This is a genomic window from Kitasatospora sp. NPDC004240, from assembly GCF_053603215.1.
Map to the genome: position 1 here is coordinate 87,184 of NZ_JBSGFD010000008.1, position 17,970 is coordinate 105,153.

Here is a 17,970-nt window from a genome sequence, read left to right on the forward strand (position 1 = left end):
CGGATCGGGCTCATCGGGCCCGAAGCCTACGCCCCGGGCCCGGCCGGCTCCCGTCGCCGCCCCTTGCACCACCCCGCCGCCTACCCGCCCGCCGCCGCGCGCACCCGCCGCCCCGCCCGCTACATCGGCTGCGGCTCCAGGTCGCGGTTGATCCGCTTCCAGCCGCGGGCCGACACCGTGTTGGGGTGCTCCTCGCCGAACTGGCGGATCAGTTCCGCGACCGAGCGGGAGCGCAGTTCGGCGGCCTGCGAGTGCCGGTTGGCGGCCCGCAGGGTGACCGCGAGGTTGGCCTCGCAGACGACCGCGTCCGGGTGGGTGGGCGTGTAGCGCTCGCACAGCGCGGCGTACGCGGTGCGCAGCAGTTCCTCGGCGCGCCCGAGCTGTCCGTCCTCCCCGTAGGTGTTGGCCAGGTTCATCATGGCGATGAGGGTGAAGGGGTGGTCCGGCCCGACCGAGCGTGTCATGCCGTCGACGGTGGACACCCCGGTCTCGATGGCCTGCTGGACGTCGCCGCTGCCGCGCAGGTAGATGCCGAGGTTGTTGGCGCAGGCCAGGCTGAACGGGTGCTCATCGCCGAACAGCCGGCGGTGGCCCTCGTACACGGTGACCGCGAGGTCGCGGGCGGCCTCCTTGTCGCCGGAGGCGCTGTAGTCGGCGGCGAGGTTGAGGGCGCAGGCGAGTGCGTCGGGCGCGTCGGCGCCGTAGCGCTCCAGGTAGCGCTCGTAGGTCTCCTTGGTGATCCGCCGGGCGTCGGCGAGCCGGCCGAGCCGGCGCAGCGAGACGGCCAGCGACTTGGCGTTGCGCAGGTTCTCGGGCAGGTCGGGGTCGAGGACGTCGCCGAGGTCGTCGGTGACCTCCTGGAGGAGTTCGGCCGAGCCCTTGTAGTCGCCGAGTTCGCGCAGGTCGCGGGCGAGGTTGGACTTGGTGGAGAGGGTGTACGGGTGGCGCGGGCCGAGGACGGCGGTGCGGCGGTCCAGGGTCTCCTGGTCGAGTTCGCGGGCGGCCTCGCTCTCGCCGACCAGCCGGTAGTCGATGGCCAGGTTGTTGGCCATCGACAGGGTGCGCGGGTTGTCGTCGCCGAACAGCTCGCGGAACTGGTCGAGGATCTCCTTGTCGAGTTCCAGCGCGGCCTGGAAGCGGCCGAGCGCGCGCCGGTCGGCGCCGAGCGAGCCGGCGGTCATCAGGGTGTACGGGTGGTGCTCGCCGAGCAGGACCCGCTGGCGGTCCAGGGTGGACTCGTCCAGGGCCAGCGCCTCGGCGTAGTTGCCCTGGGAGCGCAGCACGTTGGCGAGCTGGAAGCGCAGCAGCAGGGTCTGGCGGTCGTCGGAGCCGAGCTTGCCGGTCCAGGCCTCGTGGAGGTCCTCGCCGAGGCTGCGGGCGCGCTCCAGCTCGCCGCGCTTCCACAGGTAGCGGACGCGGTCGATGAGCAGCTGGCGGGTGTCGGCCTCGTCGCAGTTGTGCGCCTTGGAGGGCGACAGGTGGGGCCAGATCTCGTCGAAGGCGGGCCAGTTGGCGGGGTCGTCGGTGTCGCCGAGGACGGGCCGGGCGCCGGTGAGGATGCGGTGCACCTCGTGGATGGCGACCTCCTGCGCGTCGGCGTCCATCTCGGCCCGGATCACCGCCTGGACGAGGCGGTGCACCTGGAAGCTGTTGCTGCCGGCGTCGACCTTGGCGAGGGCGTACCGGCCGATCGCCTGGATGACCTTGCCCAGCATGAACTTGTCGTTGAGGTCCTCGTCGTACTTGACCAGCGCGCGGATCATCTGGTCGCTGTAGAAGAGGTTCATGGAGATCGGCTCGGCGGCGAAGAACGCGCAGAGCTGGAGCAGCCGGACCGCGGCCGGGGACTGCTGGCGCAGCCGGGTGATGGAGACGTTCCAGGTGGCGCCGACCGGGGTCGGGTAGTCGGTGGGGCTGGCGATGGCGAGCGTGCGGGCGGCCTCGGCGTGCAGCTGGGCGACGTAGGTGTCGACCGGGGTGCCGGTGGTGTCCAGCCAGGCGGCGGCCACCTCGACGGCCAGCGGCAGGTCGCCGACCGCCTCGGCGACCCGGTCGGCGTCGGGGCGGGAGAGTCCGCGGGCGCGTCGGCACAGGAGCTCGACGCTCTCGCCGCGGGTGAAGACGTCGACCTCCAGGGCCTCGGCGTGCCCGGACCAGGCCTGGTTGCGGCTGGTGACCAGGATGTGGCCGGAGCCGCCGGGGAAGAAGCGGCGGATCTCGGAGGGCTCGTCGGCGTTGTCGAAGATCAGCAGCCAGCGCGAGGTGGGCACGCCGCGGCGCAGTGCCTCGCGGGCGGCCTCGGCGGCCTCGCTGACCGAGTCGCCGACCCGCAGGCCCAGCCGGCGGGCGAGCTCGGCCAGCGCGGGGGCGACCAGCTCGGTCTGCTCGGCGTCGATCCACCAGACCAGGTCGTAGTCGGACATGAAGCGGTGCGCGTACTCCAGGGCGACCTGGGTCTTGCCGACGCCGCCGAGGCCGTACAGGGTCTGCGGGGTGGGCAGGACGGCGGCCATGCCGCCGCGCAGCTGGTTGCGCAGCTGCTCCAGGACGGCGGCGCGGCCGGTGAAGGACGGGTTGCGCGGCGGCACGTCCCACACCTGCGGCTTGCTGCCGGGGAACCGGGGCCCGCCCTCGGGGGCGTCGGTGAGCGGGGTCTCGGCCCGGCCGAGCGCCCGCAGCAGGGTCTGCACCGACTGGTGCTCGTCGCGGCCGACCAGGTCGACCGGGTTGCGGTTGCTGAACGGCGCGGTCAGGCGCACGTCGCCGACCCGGACGGGCACCAGCTGGCGCCGGGTGCCGGACGGGTCGGAGCTGACCACCGACTCCCACAGCGCGCGGGCCTGCGGCGAGCGCTGGTAGGCGGGCGAGAGCACGGCGACCGTGCGGTAGGCGGCGTCGATGCCCCGCTCGGTCTCCTGGCGGGGGTCGGAGCCGGCGCTGAGGTCGCGCGGCAGCACCCGGAAGCCGGCCCGGGTGAGGACCGCCTCGATCCAGTCGGCCCACATCCGGTCCTCGGGCACGTACGAGAGGTAGAGGTCGGCCGGGACGGACGGGCGGCGCCGGGTGAAGGCGTCCACGTACCGCAGCCGGACCTCCTCGTCGATCGGCGGCAGCGAGGTGACCCGGCCCTCGGTGATCATCCCGGTGAGCCGCTCGCAGGCGGCCAGCATCGAGGTCGGGGTGCCGGTCTGGTCGCCGAAGGTCGCCAGGATCTCCTCGTAGGCGTAGAACGGCCGGTACGGGATCTCCACCGAGCCCCAGTAGTGGGCGAGTTCGTCGCCGGCGTAGCCGGCCGGCAGGCCGTCGAAGCGGATCCGGGCGAGTGCCCGGCCGGCGTCGGCCTTCTCCTTCTCGCCGTCGTCGATGCGCATCGGCACCGGCAGGATGCGGATCCCGCGCTCGCGGTAGCGGTCGTGGATGTGCTGGGCGATCCGGGAGGCGCCGTCGATCGACTGGTCGCTGAGGGTGAAGCAGACCACCAGCTCGTCGGGCATCTGCACGGTGCAGATCTCGGCGATGTCGGACAGGCCGGTGCGGGAGTCGATCAGCACGTAGTCGTAGCGCTTGCGCATGTCGGCGCGCAGGGCGTCGAAGAACTGCCCGCCGTCGAAGCGGTCGTAGAAGATGTCCCAGTCGAGGTGGGTGACGGCCTCGGAGTAGTCGCGGTTGAACTGGCCGGCGGAGAGGAAGTCCAGGCTGCCGCCGCGCGGGAACATCGGCCAGGAGAGCGAGAGCGCGTGCGGGTGCACCCGGGCGAAGTCCAGGTGCCAGCCGTCGGCGTGCTCGACCGGGCGCAGGGCCTCCTCGCGGTACTCGGCGATCAGGTCCATCATCCCGGTGGTGCCCGCCAGCACCGCCGGGTCGAGGAACGGGTGGAAGAACTTGGCCAGGCCCGGGGCCTCCAGGTCCCAGTCCACCGTGAGCACCCGGAAGCCGTTGGCGGCGAGGATCCAGGCGGTGTTGGCGAGCGCCATGGTGCGCCCGGTGCCGCCCTTGTACGAGTAGAAGGTGATGATCCGGCCGTCGCGGTCCTGCTCGGCCTGCTGTTCCGCCTCCCGCAGGGCGGCGGCCTTCGCCGCGGCGATCGCCCCCACCCGGAGGTTCCTGGTCCGGTTCTCGGTCATGTGTTCCTCCCCCGGGGCGGCCCGTCCTGCGAGGGGTCGCCGTCGTCGTCGGCTGGGTCGTCGTCGTCCGCGAAGGCTTCGGAGCCGGGCCCGTCCCGCCCGCGCCGGAAGGCCCCGCGCAGGTCGGGCCGCGGCTGGGCCGGCTGGTCGGGTTCCCGCTTGGTCCGGCGTTCGAAGGCGTACTTGGCCTTCATCGCGGCCGCCGGCAGCGCGTCGTCGAACTCCTCCTGGGTGCCGAGCCCCGGGGCCGGGCCGCCCATCGCGCCGTGGAAGCTGGGCCGGCCCGAGCGGTGGGTCAACCGCAGGGCCTGTGCGCTGAGTTCGCCCAGCTGGTCGTGGAGCTCCAGGCATTCGGGGTCGTCCAGGTTCCACGGCTCCAGGACGCTCACCCAGTCGGAGTTGGAGCGGTCGAAGCGGCGGACCAGCTCGTGCCGGGCCGCGTCGCGCAGGGCCCAGCGGTCCAGCAGCAGCAGGCCGGGGGCGCTGGGCGAGCCGCCGTCGAGGATCGCCCCGACCTCGTCGTCGAACTCGTGCACGGTCGGCTGGAAGCCCAGCTGCCGGGCGACCCGGGCGGCCTGTTCGGCCAGCGAGCGGGGGGCGGCGGGCCGGTAGGGGTGCCAGTCGGTGCGGGACCTTCCGTAGTAGTCGGGGTTGCGGTCCGGCGGCAGCTCGTCCCGGTGGTAGGAGAGCACGGAGATCCGCAGCTGCTTGGTCGGGGTGTTCACCGGGAAGGCGCTGGGCTGGGCGTTGAAGTCCAGCCGCCGGCCGACCGGGATCACCGTCTCCTCGGCGACCTCGACGATCCGCCGGGCCAGCCGGTGCACCGCGACCTCGTAGGAGGCCCGGTAGTTGCTGAGCTTCATCAGGGCGCACAGGCCCTCGGCGACGTAGTCGACCCCGAAGCCGGCGTGGTTGAACTGCAGGTCGCTGGCCACCTTGGGCAGCTTGTAGCGGCTCATCGGCGCCCAGAGCACCGGGACGATGCCGCTGGTGCGCTCGGAGTCCAGGTTCGCCGGGTAGACGGGCCGCTGGGTGAAGGAGTGCCACTCCTGCCCGCACGGCACGCTGTTGAAGTAGCGCGGCGAGTACAGCGGGACGAACACCCGGCAGGTCGCCAGCTCCTGGGAGAGCCGGTCGGCCCAGAGCTCGCCCTGGTGCATGTCCTCGTCCATGAACCCGACCGGCACCCCGGCGGGCACCGTGGTCTGTTCGAGCACCGCCTCGCAGAGGTCGCGGAAGAGCTTGCGCACCCAGAGGTTGGGGTCGCCCGCCCCCCGCACCCCGGCGCGGGGCGTGTGGGCGTAGGAGAGGAAGAAGTACGGCCGGGCCGCATCCTCGTCCCAGCCAGGGTCGTTCACACGCGCCTCCCCCGGGCCCGTCGGCAACCTGTTCCCCCGCAGTCCCCGTACGGGGGTTCAGTGTAGGAACGATCGACGCCGGAATGGAATAGCACATCGGGCCCGGCGCATGGCATGCGCAGAACGATCAGGGGCGCGCGCGTTGCGGGTGGTAGCCGCCCCGGCGCGCGGCCGACCGGCCCTGCGCCGTAACGGTGGTGAAACCTCGTCGGCGAACGCCGGGCGCACTCACTTCTCCGCCTCGGGCCGTCACGGCAGGCCCCGCCAGCGGCGCAGCACCCGCTCGGCGACGTCCACCGACTCCACCAGCGGCACCAGCCGGCACTCGGCGCCCCCGATCCGCGCCCGGACGATGCCCCGCGCCTCGGCCTGCACCTCCTCGCCGAGCCGTCCGAAGTGCGTGTCGTCCAGGTACGGGCCGTCGAAGGAGACCCACTCGGCGCCGCCGTCGGCCGTCCTGACCTTGCAGCTGTAGTGCCGCACGGCCACGTCCGGCATCCGCAGGTCGGCCAGGTGGAATCCGGTGAACCGGTCGAAGCCCACCCCGATCGACAGCACCCGGGCGTCCAGCTCGTACAGCCGGCCGAGCGGCGAGCGCTCCCCGAGGTGGCAGTCGCGGTCGTGCACCCGGACGACCTCCGCCGCCAGCTCGCCCACCGCGGCGAAGGAGCACTGCGGATGGTCGCTGCGCCGGGCCCCGGGGTGGCGTCGGATCCGTTCGGACAGCACGCCCATGGTCGGCGAGGCCGGGGTGGTCCCCGGGTCGAACGGCGGCCGGTCGGCGCGCCAGGCCTCGATCCGCTCCCGCGACCAGCCGGCCGAGACGGACCGGAACAGCCGGGAGGTGAGCGAGTTCTCCGGCGTCGAGGTGTACGCGACCAGGGTGCCGCCGTCCAGGGCGTCCAGCAGGGCGGCGACCACGGTGTCGGCCCCGCCCTCCACCGGGCCCAGCCGGCTCAACGAGGCCTGGACGAGCAGCACCCGGCCCCGCTCCACGCCGATCTCGCGGAACCGCGCGGCCAGCGCGGCCCGGCCCAGAGGTGCTGGTTCCGCTTCGGCGCCGCGGGCGGGGGCGCCGCCGACCACGGGCAGGGGGCGGGTGTCGGTGACGATGACGGATCCCGGGGAGTGAGGAGGGGTCGGGTCGGGGAAGGGGCGGCGGGTCGGCCGGAACGGCGAAGGGTCAGCCGCCCACCACCGTGTCGGGGACCCTGAGCCGCCGCGCGGCCTCCTCCGCCGCCGCCGGCAGCGGTACCTCCAGCCACGGCGCCACGCTCCCGCGCATCCCCTCCGCGAACCGCAGCCCGGCCGGGGTGAGCGAGCCGGAGCCGGCCAGCCGTTCCACCGCCTCCGCGGTGTACCGCCGCCAGAGCGCGAACCGGGTCCGGGCGTGCTCGGCCGCCGCGCCCGCCAGCCCGTCGTAGGCCCGGGTCCGGGTGCCCAGGAACTCGGTGACCGCCAGATGGGCGTAGGTGCCCTGGAGGAGGCCCTCGATCGGCCGGGGGTCGGGCCGCCAGGGCGCGAAGTAGAGGCCGGTGTCGGACGGGTCGTAGAGGTCCATCAGGTCGAGCACCGCGCCCAGCTTGACGTGCTGGAACTCGTGCGCGATCAGCAGGGCGAGGATCGGCGCGGTGGCCGGCCGGGCGATGCCGACCGTGCCGTACGCCTGTCGCGCGGCGGCGCTGACGTCCCGGCCGGGGAGCCCGGGCCGCAGCGGGGTGATGGCGCCCAGGCCCGTCCGGACGCCGGCCGCGTAGACCGGCAGGTCCCGTCCGAGCAGCTCCCAGGCCTCGCGCAACGCGCCCGTCCAGCCGAGCAGTTCGTCCTCGGTGAGGCGCTCCGCCGCCGGGTGCTGGAAGCAGTCGCGCCAGGGGTCGAGGTCCTCCAGGGCGACCGTCCAGCCGCCGGCCAGACGGACCCGGCGCACCGGCTGCCAGCGCGGGTCCGACGCGGCGCGGCCGGGGCCGGCCGGTCCGACGCCCGGTCCGGTGACCGCTCCGGCGGCGAGGTCCCGGGCGTCGACGGTGACCGAGGTGCCGTCCGCGGCGAGGACGGTGAAGCCGCCGGCCCCGGCGGTCACCCGGGCCTCGCCGTCCGCCACGGCCAGCCGGCCGAGGGTCGGCAGGTGCAGCGCGCCGCCCCGCACCCGCACCGCCACGGTCTCGTCCAGGCCGGCCCGGACCGCGGCCGCGGCGGCCAGCTCGGCGAGCGGGCCGAGCCCCGCGGTGAGGTCCCCGCCCAGCCGGCGGGCGGCCCAGGCCCGGACGAACGGGTGGCCGAGCACGGTGTCCAGCGCGGCGGGCGCGCTCCGGTCCAGTTCGGCCAGCAGCTCCCAGGCCGGCGAGTGCGCCAGCCCGGCCGAGCCCTTGACGGCGGCCAGCATCGCCCGGGTGAGGGCGAGTTGGGAGCGCCCGAGGGCCCGTACGGTGTCCGGGCCGCCGTGGCCGCGGGCCAGCTCGGCCAGCTGGGACTCGGAGAGCGGGGCGGGCGACGGGACGGGGTCCGCCGCCTGGGCGGGGATCGGTGACCCCCGGTCGGCGATGCCGTTGATCAGGGTCATGAGGTCCCCGCAGTAGACGGAGGGGTTGTCGAATCCGCTGCCGTCGGGGCGGTAGCGGTGGGCGTGCAGGCCGCCGCCGCAGGAGCGGACGACCGGGCAGCGGCGGCAGGTGGCGCTCAGCCCGTCCAGCCCGGCCTGCCGGCCGGTGATGCCGGGGTGCCGGGCCACCTCGTCGAGGCTGTGGGTGAAGACGTCCAGGCCGGTGGCGGGCGCCCCGTCGAAGGCGGTCTTCAGGCTGTCGGCCTGTTCGAAGGAGCCGTCGGTCTCCAGGACCACCAGGTCGGCGGGCTCCAGGCCGAGCGACTCGGTGAGGCTGGAGAGCCCGCGCAGGGTGCGGTGCACCGACTCGAAGGTGCGGACGGCGAACGGGCGGCCGTCCGCGTTCCACCGCTCGTGGATCGCCAACAGCCAGTCGGCGTACGGGGTTCCGCCGCCGGGGGCCGGACGCGGGGGTGGGTGCTCCCAGGTCGCGTGCGGCAGGAGGAAGTCGACGGCGGGCGGCTCCAGCCCGGCCAGCGCCCGGTAGACCGCGACCGGGTCGTTGGCCACGTCGATCGTGCAGAGCAGGCCCGCGAAGAGGTGGCGGAACTCCGGCCGGCGCAGCAGCGCGACGGCCCGCATCACCTGGGGGTGCGAGCTGCGGCCGTCGGCGTAGCGGCGGTGGCGGTCGTTGGCGGCCCGGTCGCCGTCCAGCGAGACGCCGACCCGCACGCCCAGCTCGTCGAAGAGTTCGCACCAGGCGGGTGTCAGGAGGACCCCGTTGGTGTGGATGCGCAGGTCCAGGGCGCATCCGGGCGGCAGGGCCGCCCGGAACGCCTCAGCGGCGTGACGGATCGTCACTCGACCTGCGAGGAGCGGCTCCCCGCCGTGGAGGACCAGCCGGACCGCGCGCAGCCGGTGCGCGGCCGCGTGCTCGCCGATCCGCTCGGCGGCCCGGTCCAGTACCGCGTCGCCGATCACCTTGGGCTTGGTGATCCAACTCGCGTCCGCGTGCTCGTAGACGTAGCAGTGATCGCACGCGAGATCACAGCGACTGGCCACCTTCACGACGAACTGCGTGAACGGCAGCGGGGTTCGCGCCATGGTTGATGGTACTCAGAAGGGGGCGACGGCCAACCGGCGGGTCAGATGGACGAGTTGAACGCCGCGACCGGCACCAGGCCTGAATCGGAACCCGGGAGCGCGCGTCGGAGCCGGGCGTTCAGCTCGTCGGCTCCGAGTGAGGCGAGATCGGCCAGGGTGGGCCGGTCGTACTCCTGAGGGTCCGTCAGTTCGGCGGTGGGCCTGGTGTCGAGTGCGGAGGTCATGTTCGATTCTCTTCCACGATAAGGGTTAGAGAGAGCAGAAGGCCGGGTATAACAGCCGACCCCAAAGCACAAGATAGACCTCCGGCCGCCAACTCGCCGCATGCTTGACGCCACTGCCGCGCCTTGTACCGCCCCGGACTGCGGCATCGCCCCAAAAATTCACCCGGACGGCGGTCGCAACGGCGCATCCTCCCGGTGCACGGACACGCCGGACGGACGCGCCCCTCCGCCCGGCGGGCCGCCCGGCGGGCGCGGGTGCGAGGAGGGTCCTACGGGCAGAGCCGTTCGACCCGCCAGCCGGTCGGGGCGGCGACGTCCGCGGTGAAGACCAGGCGGTCGTGCAGCCGGTTCTCCCGCCCCTGCCAGAACTCGACGCTGGACGGCACCACCCGGAACCCTCCCCAGAACGGCGGGACCGGCACGCCCTCCCCCTCCGGGTAGCGGCGCTCCAGCTCGGCGTACCGCTGCTCCAGCACCTCCCGCGAGGCCACCGGGCTGGACTGCTCGCTGGCCCAGGCGCCGAGCTGCGAGCCGTGCGGGCGGGTCCGGAAGTAGGCGGCCGTCTCGTCCCGGCCGACCTTCTCCACCCGGCCCTGGACGATCACCTGGCGGGCCAGCGCGATCCACGGGAAGAGCAGCCCGGCGTACGGGTTCACGGCGAGCTCGGTGCCCTTGCGCGAGCCGTAGTTGGTGAAGAACACGAAGCCGCGCGCGTCGAAGCCCTTCAGCAGGACGGTGCGCGAGCTGGGCCGGCCCTCGGAGTCGGCGGTGGAGAGCACCATGGCGTTCGGCTCGACCACCCCGGCCTCGTCCGCCTCGTGGAACCACCGGGTGAACTGGGCGAGCGGGTCGGGCGCCAGGTGCTCCTCGACCAGGCCCTCGTGGCTGTAGTGCTTGCGCATCACGGTGAGGTCCGGTCCGGGCCGGGCCTCGGTGTCGAGGTGCCGGGCGGCGGGGCTCTGGGGCGTCGGGTGGGCGCGTTCCGGGGTCTGCACGTCAACATCATCCCGTACGACAAGCAACGGGCACCGCTCCGTACGGACAAACCCCGGTGGGAGTTATGGTGTCTCGCCACCGCCTGGCCGCCCGTCGTACGGTGGATTGTCCGGAACCCGCCCGTTCGTTCCGGAGAATTCCCGGGCACGACCGGCCCTCGGCGGAAAAGTCAACCGGGCCTCCGGCAAACATCACCACGGTGGTGTATGGCGCAATGCACCCCGTGCCTGCCACTCTGGCACCGAGTGCCAAACACCATCGGTCACAGGCGTGCCTGCCCCACCACGGCGCGGCCCGCCGATCGCAGAACTGAAGGAGCCGTCGCATGTCCGACTTCGTACCCGGGCTTGAGGGAGTCGTCGCTTTCGAGAGCGAGATCGCCGAGCCCGACCGTGAAGGCGGCGCCCTGCGGTACCGAGGCGTGGACATCGACGACCTGGTCGGCCACGTCTCGTTCGGGCACGTCTGGGGCCTGCTGGTCGACGGCAAGTTCAACCCCGGCCTGCCGGCCGCGGAGCCCTTCCCGATCCCGGTGCACTCCGGTGACATCCGCGTCGACGTGCAGTCCGCGCTCGCCATGCTCGCCCCGGTGTGGGGCCTGCGGCCGCTGCTCGACATCTCCGCCGAGCAGGCCCGCGACGACCTCGCCCGCGCCGCCGTGATGGCGCTGTCCTACGTGGCCCAGTCGGCCCGCGGCCAGGGTCTGCCGATGGTCCCGCAGAGCGAGATCGACAAGGCCGAGACGGTCGTCGAGCGCTTCATGATCCGCTGGCGCGGCGAGCCGGACCCGAAGCACGTCAAGGCCATCGACGCCTACTGGACCTCCGCCGCCGAGCACGGCATGAACGCCTCCACCTTCACCGCCCGCGTCATCGCCTCCACCGGCGCCGACGTGGCGGCCGCCCTCTCCGGCGCGGTGGGCGCGATGTCCGGCCCGCTGCACGGTGGCGCGCCCTCCCGCGTGCTGGGCATGATCGAGGAGATCGAGCGCACCGGCGACGCCGTCAAGTGGGTGAAGAGCGCGCTCGACAAGGGCGAGCGCCTGATGGGCTTCGGCCACCGCGTCTACCGCGCCGAGGACCCGCGCGCCCGCGTGCTGCGCCGCACCGCCAAGGAGCTCGGCGCCCCGCGCTTCGAGATCGCCGAGGCGCTGGAGAAGGCCGCGCTGGAGGAGCTGCACAACCGCCGCCCCGACCGCGTGCTCGCCACCAACGTGGAGTTCTGGGCCGCGATCATGCTGGACTTCGCCGAGGTCCCGGCGCACATGTTCACCTCGATGTTCACCTGTGCGCGCACCGCCGGCTGGTCGGCGCACATCCTGGAGCAGAAGCGCACGGGCCGGCTCGTGCGCCCCGCCGCGCGCTACATCGGCCCCGGCCCGCGCAGCCCGCAGGAGATCGAGGGCTGGGACGCCATCGCGCACTGATCCCACCCCCGCACACCCCCGCTGAGCAGCGGGTCCGGCCCGTTCCGGACCCGCTGCTCCGCTCGCTCGCGGCCGGATCGACGGCATCTCAGCGGGCGGACCGAGGTCACGTTCCGCCGCGACCGGCCGGTAGGCTGCGCCCGTGGCTCAGATCCAGATCCCCGCTGACATCAAGCCCGCAGACGGCCGTTTCGGCTGCGGCCCGTCCAAGGTGCGCCCCGAGGCCCTGAGTGCCCTCGCCGCCACCGGTACCTCCCTGCTCGGCACCTCGCACCGCCAGGCCCCGGTGAAGAACGTGGTCAAGCGCGTACGCGAGGGCGTGAGCAGCCTCTTCTCCCTCCCCGAGGGCTACGAGGTGGTACTCGGCAACGGCGGCTCCACCGCCTTCTGGGACATCGCGGCGTTCGGCCTGGTGCGGGAGAAGTCCCAGCACCTCAACTTCGGCGAGTTCTCCTCCAAGTTCGCCTCCTCGGTGAAGGCCGCCCCCTGGCTGGCCGACCCTTCGGTGATCAAGAGCGAGCCGGGCACCCACCCGCTGCCGGTCGCCGAGGCCGGCGTGGACGTCTACGCGCTCACCCACAACGAGACCTCGACCGGCGTCGCGATGCCGATCAGCCGCCCGGCCGGCGCGGACCAGGGCTCGCTCGTGCTGGTGGACGCCACCTCGGGCGCCGGCGGCCTGCCGGTCGACATCACCGAGACCGACGTCTACTACTTCGCCCCGCAGAAGTCCTTCGCCTCCGAGGGCGGGCTCTGGCTGGCGACCTTCTCCCCGGCCGCCCTGGAGCGCGCCGCCGAGATCGCCGCCTCCGGGCGCTACATCCCGCCGTTCTTCGACCTGCCGACGGCCATCGACAACTCGTCGAAGGACCAGACGTACAACACCCCGTCGATCGCCACGCTGTTCCTGCTGGCCGACCAGCTGGAGTGGCTGAACGGCAACGGCGGGCTCGACTGGGCCGTCGCCCGTACGGCCGACTCCTCGGCGCGGCTGTACGGCTGGGCGGAGAAGTCCTCGTTCGCCCGGCCGTTCGTCGCCAACCCGGCCGAGCGTTCGCAGGTCGTCGGCACCATCGACTTCGACGAGTCGATCGACGCCGCCGCGATCGCCAAGGCACTGCGTGCCAACGGCATCGTCGACACCGAGCCGTACCGCAAGCTGGGCCGCAACCAGCTGCGCGTCGCGATGTTCCCGGCCATCGAGCCGGCCGACGTCGAGGCGCTGACCGCGTGCGTCGACTACGTGGTCGAGCGGCTCTGACCGCCCCGTACACGGCCGGAAGGGGCCACCGCCCGTGGGCGGTGGCCCCTTCCGCGTTCCCGGCCGGTCACGGCCGGGGTCACTTCCCGATCAGCGAGCCGATCAGCACGACGGCCAGCAGCAGGAGCAGGGCTCCGGTCACGATGCGCATACGAGTCTTGGGGTCCACGATCGTCGAGCGTACCCCCGGACGGCCACAGGTCCGCCCCGGCCCCCGGCCCCGGACCCGCCTCACGGCCTGCTGGCCCCGCCTCACGGCCTTCCGGCCCCGGTGCGCGGCCGGTGATCAGCCGCGTGCCGTGCCGAAGCCCTCCGGCGCCCCCGCCTCCAGCCAGACCCGGTAGGAGGGGCTGCGCCGGGTCGCCTCGGCGTGCGCCGCCCGGGCCAGGCCGGTGACCTCGGGCGCCACCGCCGCGGCCGCCGTGCCCGGGTGCCAGCCGACCAGGTGCCGCCAGCACAGCGGGACGCCGGTCAGCGGCACGGTCACCACCCCGGTGGTCGGCGGGAAGGTCGCCCGGCAGAGCCCGACCGCCCGGCCGACCTGCACCAGGTGCACGCAGGCGGCGGTGTCGGTCTCGTACATCGCCAGCGGGGTGAAGCCCTCACGGGCGCAGGCGGCGGAGAAGCAGTCCGCGAAGCAGCCGTCACCGGGCACGGTCGCCCAGTACGCCGTCGCGAGCCGCCCGAGCGCCACCTCGCCGGCACCGGCGAGCGGGTGGGAGTCGGCCAGCATCACGAACACCGGGTCGGTGCCGACCTCCCGCCAGGCCAGCCGGTCGGCGCCGCGCGGACGGCTCTCCCCGCAGGTGCCGATCAGCGCGAAGTCCAGCCTGCCGTCGGCGACCTGGCCGGTCAGCTCGTCCGCGGACCAGGAGGTCGCGGTGGACACCGGCACCCCCGGGTGGCCGGTGGCGAGCCGGTCGACCAGCCCGCCGAGCAGCGGCCCGTGGGTCGCCCCGATCCGGTACCGGCCGGGCCCGCCGTGGCCGTTGGCGAAGCGCACCGCCTCCTGCTGGAGCTGCTGGGCGGCCGGCAGCAGCACCCGTGCCCGGTCCAGCACCAGCTCTCCCAGCGGGGTCGGCCGCACCCCCTCCCGGCCCCGGTCGAACAGCGGACCGCCCAGCGCCCGTTCGATGCGCCGCAGCTGGGTGCTGAGCGCCGGCTGGGCCAGTCCGAGCGCCGCCGACGCCTTGGTCAGGCTCCCCGCCTCGGCGATCGCCCGGATGGTCCTGAGGTGGCGCAGCTCCAGCTCCATGCCCGCACCGTACGGGCGCCACCGGACCGTCACAAGGTGCGCTACGCACCGAGGTTGGAGCCCCCGCCGGCGTCCGGGTGCCGTCCGGTGACCCGGCGGGCGTCGTCGGAGGCCGGGAAGGCGACCACGTCGGCGACGTCCGCCGCCCCGCCGACCCGGCCGATCCACCCTCGGCCGGGTCGGCGGGGCGGCTACCAGCGGGCCAGCGGCCAGGCCCGGACGGTCTCGTAGTGGGCGAAGCCGCCGTCCAGCTCGCTCTTCATCAGGTGCAGCTCGGCGGCCTCCCACTCGCCGCCCCGGTAGTCGTCCAGCGCCGAGGCGAGCGTCGCCAGCTCCGCCGCGGCGACCCGCTGCACCGCCCGGCGCCGGCCCCGGGTGGAGCCGGCCCGGGCCAGGGTGAGGTGCGGGTGGAACGCGAAGGCGTCCAGCTCGCCGACCACCCCCGCGACCGCCTCGGTCACGGCCTCGGCCAGCCGGCGCAGCGCGTACGTCTGGCCCTCCACCCCGGCCCACAGCACGCGGTCCCCGAAGCGCCCGCCGCCGGCCAGCCGCAGCCGGTGCGCCTCGTGCACCTGCGCCACCCCGGCCAGCGCCCCCTCCAGCTCGGGCAGCCGTTCGGCCGGCACCTCGCCGAGGAAGGCCAGGGTGAGGTGCCAGCCCTCCCGGGTGGTCCAGCGCAGCCGGTCCGCCCCGGGCAGGCCGCGCACCGGCTCGACGGCGTCGGACAGTTCCCGCAGGACGGCGGCCGGGGGCAGCACCGCCACGAAGAGCCTCATGGGTCCATCTTCCCGCGCGGAGCGGTTCGCGGTAGAACGGTTTTCCGTGACGAACGAATCCACCGGGACCGTGATCCGCACCGGCGGCCCCGACGACGCCGACGACATCCTCGCCCTGCTCGACGGAGCGGTCGCCTGGCTGGCCTCCCTGGGCCGCACGAAGCAGTGGGGCGACAGCCCCTGGAGCAGCCGTCCGGCGGGCGTGCAGAAGGTGCGGGAGTACGTCCGCCCGCCCTTCCTGGTCCGGCTGGCCGTGAACGGGCGGGGCCGCACGGTCGGCTCCTGCGTCCTCGCCGACGTGCCGCCGCCGTACGTTGAGCCGGCCACCGAGCCGGAGCTCTACCTCCGCAACCTGGTCACCGACCGCGATCTCAGCGGTACCGGTATCGGCGCCGCCCTGGTCGCCGACGCCCTCGCCGAGGCGCGCCGCCGGGGCGCCGCCGTGCTGCGGGTGGACTGCTACGGGGGCGGCGACCGCCGGCTGGTCGAGCAGTACCGCAAGCTCGGCTTCACCGAGTCGCTGTTCTTCGAGTCGGTACTCCCGGACGGTCACCCCTGGCAGGGGCAGGTGCTGGAGATCAGGCTCTGACCCCCCGCACCCACCCCTGACCGTTCGTCAGCAGGCGGTGGCGAGACCTGACTTGGCCGGGGCGGTGCGGGGCACCACGGCCACCACCCGCCCGCCGCGGCCCGGATGCAGGTCGAACCTCACCCGCAGGTCCGCGCCGCGCGCCAGCACCAGGCCGACCACGCCGGCCGCCAGCGCCGAGACCAGCCCGCAGGCCAGCAGCCCCAGCCGGGGCCCGTACGAGGCGGTGACCCAGCCGACGACCGGGGCACCGATCGGGGTGCCGCCGGTGAACACCAGCACCAGCAGGCCCATCACCCGGCCCCGCATCGCGGGGTCGGTGGCCAGCTGCAGCGCCGAGTTCACCGAGGTGTTGAAGCTCAGCCCGAACACCCCGATCAGCGTCAGCAGCGCCGCGAAGGACCAGTAGCCGGGCGCGAAGGCGGCCAGCACCTCCAGCACGCCGAAGGCCAGCGCCGCGCCGACCAGGGTGCGCAGTCTCGGCGCGCCTCGGCGTGCCGCCAGCAGCGCCCCCGCCAGCGAGCCGACCGCCATCGCGGTGTTCAGCAGCCCGTACTGGCCGGCGCCCACCCGGAAGGTGTCGTACGCGAAACCCGACAGCAGCGTCGGGAAGTTGAACCCGAAGGTGCCGATGAACCCGGCCAGCACCATCGGCCAGAGCAGCTCGGGCCGCTCCCTCACGTACCGCAGGCCCTCGCGCAGCTGGCCCTTCTCGCGGGCGATCGGCGCGGTCGGCCGCAGCTCGCTGCCGCGCATCGCCAGCAGTCCGCCGATCACGGCGGCGAAGGAGAGCGCGTTGACCGCGAAGGCCCAGCCGCTGCCCACCGCGGCGATCAGCAGGCCCGCCACGGCGGGGCCGACCAGCCGGGCGGTCTGGAAGTTGGCGGCGTTCAGGCTGACCGCGTTGGCGAGGTCCTTGGGCCCGACCATCTCGGAGACGAAGGCCTGGCGGGCCGGGTTGTCGACCACGGTCACCAGGCCGAGCAGCAGGGCGAAGGCGTACACGTAGTACGGCGTCACCACCCCGCCGATCGTCAGCACCGCGAGGCCGGCGGCGAGCAGGCCCATCGCGCCCTGGGTGTGGACCAGCAGACGGCGCTTGGGCATCCGGTCGGCGAGCACCCCGCCCCAGAGGCCGAGCAGCAGCATCGGCAGGAACTGCATCGCGGTGGTGATGCCGACCGCGAGCGGGCTCCCGGTGAGGCTGAGGACCAGCCAGTCCTGGGCGATCCGCTGCATCCAGGTCCCGGTGTTGGAGACCACCTGACCGGCGAAGTAGTAGCGGTAGTTGCGCACCCGCAGCGAGGAGAACATGCCCCCGGGGCGGGTGAACCTCGCTCCGGTCGGCCCGTCGCGGTCACTGCGGTCGCGGTCCGGGCGGAGGTCGCGGTCCGGGCGGTCGTCGTCCGGGTGGGGGTCGTGTGCGGCGGTGATGGCCGCCGCGGTGCGTTCGTCGGGGTCGTCGTCGCCGCTGCCGGGCAGCCCCGTCGGGGCGGGTGCCGGTGCGTCGGCGGCCGCGGCGCTCGCCGCGGCGGGGTCGGTGGTCGGGTCGTCGGTACGGGTGGCGGCGGCGCTGGCTGCGGCCGGCGGTGTCACGGTGGTCTCCCCTCGCGGCACGACGGCCCGTGGGCCGGCCGTCGTGCTCCTGGTGTCGGTGATGAGCGCTGCGGTGATGCGGTACTCCCTCGTCGTACGGTTCTCGGTGCCGGTGGATGTGCGAGCGCCCGCGGGTCGCGGGCTCCCGGGCCTACAGGTGCGCGAGCTTGTAGAGGACGGGCGCGGCCTCCCGCAGGGTGGCCCACTCCTCCTCGCTGAGCCCCTGCGCCAGCTCCGCCAGCCAGGCGTTACGGCGCCGGCGGCTCTCCGCGAGGATCTCCTCGGCCTGCTCGGTACTGCTGACGACCACCTGGCGGCGGTCCTCCGGGTGCGGCTCGCGCCGGACCAGCCCCTTCTCCTCCAGCATCGCCACGATCCGGGTCATGGACGGCGGCTGGACGTGCTCGCGCCGGGCGAGCTCGCCCGGCGTGGCCTTGCCGCAGCGGGCGAGGGTGCCCAGCACCCCGATCTCGGTGGGGCTGAGCGACTCCTCGACACGCTGATGGCGCAGGCGTCGGGAGAGGCGCATGGCGGACGATCGCAGCTGACTGATCGCTGCGAGGTCCCGCTCGGACATCTCGGGCATGGTCCTTAGCCTACGTCATTACCTTCGCTAAGGAAAATTGATTTCCGGAGGGCCCGGTTCCCGTACGACGGCCGGACACCGCCCCGGCCGCACGGCCGTCGGCGCGCCCGGCGCGCGCCCCCGTTCCCCCGCCCGG

Annotated in this window: 13 protein-coding genes; 3 read left to right on the forward strand and 10 right to left on the reverse strand. The window is 74.0% G+C overall.

The window, feature by feature from the left end; all coding sequences use genetic code 11:
* Positions 1 to 119 precede the first annotated feature (119 nt).
* From fxsT to pdxH, 6 genes are all read right to left on the reverse strand, one after another.
* Positions 120 to 4,124 (reverse strand): FxSxx-COOH system tetratricopeptide repeat protein, encoded by a 4,005-nt coding sequence (fxsT, locus tag ACWEQL_RS04240; protein ID WP_452148607.1) that lies wholly within the window; start codon positions 4,122 to 4,124, stop codon positions 120 to 122.
* Positions 4,121 to 5,482 carry a TIR-like protein FxsC gene (locus ACWEQL_RS04245; protein ID WP_452148608.1) on the reverse strand — a complete coding sequence of 454 codons (1,362 nt, stop codon included), beginning with the start codon at positions 5,480 to 5,482 and terminating at the stop codon, positions 4,121 to 4,123. Before ACWEQL_RS04245 ends, fxsT begins: the two co-directional genes overlap by 4 nt.
* A 249-nt stretch (positions 5,483 to 5,731) precedes the next feature.
* Positions 5,732 to 6,568, reverse strand: a complete 837-nt coding sequence (locus ACWEQL_RS04250; RefSeq protein WP_452148609.1) for an aminoglycoside N(3)-acetyltransferase — start codon at positions 6,566 to 6,568, stop codon at positions 5,732 to 5,734.
* 97 nt (positions 6,569 to 6,665) lie between these two features.
* Positions 6,666 to 9,125, reverse strand: coding sequence for an FxsB family cyclophane-forming radical SAM/SPASM peptide maturase (locus tag ACWEQL_RS04255; protein WP_452148610.1), 2,460 nt, complete (start codon positions 9,123 to 9,125; stop codon positions 6,666 to 6,668).
* 41 nt (positions 9,126 to 9,166) lie between these two features.
* Complete coding sequence (locus ACWEQL_RS04260; protein ID WP_452148611.1) at positions 9,167 to 9,349, reverse strand: hypothetical protein; 183 nt, start codon at positions 9,347 to 9,349, stop codon at positions 9,167 to 9,169.
* Positions 9,350 to 9,618: 269 nt separating this feature from the next.
* On the reverse strand, positions 9,619 to 10,251 hold the full coding sequence (pdxH, locus tag ACWEQL_RS04265; protein ID WP_452148626.1) for a pyridoxamine 5'-phosphate oxidase: 633 nt from the start codon (positions 10,249 to 10,251) through the stop codon (positions 9,619 to 9,621).
* A gap of 419 nt (positions 10,252 to 10,670) precedes the next feature.
* Between pdxH and ACWEQL_RS04270 the strand changes: the two genes are divergently transcribed.
* The gene (locus ACWEQL_RS04270; protein ID WP_452148612.1) at positions 10,671 to 11,771 is read left to right on the forward strand and encodes a citrate synthase 2; all 1,101 of its coding nucleotides are present in this window, start codon (positions 10,671 to 10,673) and stop codon (positions 11,769 to 11,771) included.
* Positions 11,772 to 11,913: 142 nt separating this feature from the next.
* Positions 11,914 to 13,032, forward strand: coding sequence for a phosphoserine transaminase (gene serC / locus ACWEQL_RS04275; protein ID WP_452148613.1), 1,119 nt, complete (start codon positions 11,914 to 11,916; stop codon positions 13,030 to 13,032).
* A 286-nt stretch (positions 13,033 to 13,318) separates the two neighbouring features.
* On the opposite strand, the gene ACWEQL_RS04280 is transcribed toward serC, so the two are convergent.
* On the reverse strand, positions 13,319 to 14,287 hold the full coding sequence (locus ACWEQL_RS04280; RefSeq protein WP_452148614.1) for a LysR substrate-binding domain-containing protein: 969 nt from the start codon (positions 14,285 to 14,287) through the stop codon (positions 13,319 to 13,321).
* Positions 14,288 to 14,478: 191 nt separating this feature from the next.
* Positions 14,479 to 15,063, reverse strand: coding sequence for an RNA 2',3'-cyclic phosphodiesterase (gene thpR, locus ACWEQL_RS04285; protein WP_452148615.1), 585 nt, complete (start codon positions 15,061 to 15,063; stop codon positions 14,479 to 14,481).
* Positions 15,064 to 15,109: 46 nt separating this feature from the next.
* On the opposite strand from thpR, the gene ACWEQL_RS04290 reads away from it, so the two are divergent.
* A complete protein-coding gene (locus ACWEQL_RS04290) occupies positions 15,110 to 15,652 on the forward strand; it encodes a GNAT family N-acetyltransferase (protein WP_452148616.1) in 543 nt (180 codons plus the stop codon).
* Positions 15,653 to 15,679: 27 nt separating this feature from the next.
* On the opposite strand, the gene ACWEQL_RS04295 is transcribed toward ACWEQL_RS04290, so the two are convergent.
* The gene (locus tag ACWEQL_RS04295; protein ID WP_452148627.1) at positions 15,680 to 16,966 is read right to left on the reverse strand and encodes an MFS transporter; all 1,287 of its coding nucleotides are present in this window, start codon (positions 16,964 to 16,966) and stop codon (positions 15,680 to 15,682) included.
* A 433-nt stretch (positions 16,967 to 17,399) separates the two neighbouring features.
* Positions 17,400 to 17,834 (reverse strand): MarR family winged helix-turn-helix transcriptional regulator, encoded by a 435-nt coding sequence (locus ACWEQL_RS04300; protein WP_452148617.1) that lies wholly within the window; start codon positions 17,832 to 17,834, stop codon positions 17,400 to 17,402.
* Positions 17,835 to 17,970: the final 136 nt, after the last annotated feature.

What these genes read in the sequence shown, in the direction of transcription:
- ACWEQL_RS04270 (WP_452148612.1), top strand. Translation starts at nt 10,671, where the DNA reads ATGTCCGACTTCGTACCCGGGCTTGAGGGAGTCGTCGCTTTCGAGAGC.
- thpR (WP_452148615.1), bottom strand. Translation starts at nt 15,063, where the DNA reads ATGAGGCTCTTCGTGGCGGTGCTGCCCCCGGCCGCCGTCCTGCGGGAA.
- fxsT (WP_452148607.1), bottom strand. Translation starts at nt 4,124, where the DNA reads ATGACCGAGAACCGGACCAGGAACCTCCGGGTGGGGGCGATCGCCGCG.
- ACWEQL_RS04300 (WP_452148617.1), bottom strand. Translation starts at nt 17,834, where the DNA reads ATGCCCGAGATGTCCGAGCGGGACCTCGCAGCGATCAGTCAGCTGCGA.
- pdxH (WP_452148626.1), bottom strand. Translation starts at nt 10,251, where the DNA reads ATGCGCAAGCACTACAGCCACGAGGGCCTGGTCGAGGAGCACCTGGCG.
- ACWEQL_RS04255 (WP_452148610.1), bottom strand. Translation starts at nt 9,125, where the DNA reads ATGGCGCGAACCCCGCTGCCGTTCACGCAGTTCGTCGTGAAGGTGGCC.
- ACWEQL_RS04280 (WP_452148614.1), bottom strand. Translation starts at nt 14,287, where the DNA reads ATGGAGCTGGAGCTGCGCCACCTCAGGACCATCCGGGCGATCGCCGAG.
- ACWEQL_RS04295 (WP_452148627.1), bottom strand. Translation starts at nt 16,966, where the DNA reads ATGTTCTCCTCGCTGCGGGTGCGCAACTACCGCTACTACTTCGCCGGT.
- ACWEQL_RS04260 (WP_452148611.1), bottom strand. Translation starts at nt 9,349, where the DNA reads ATGACCTCCGCACTCGACACCAGGCCCACCGCCGAACTGACGGACCCT.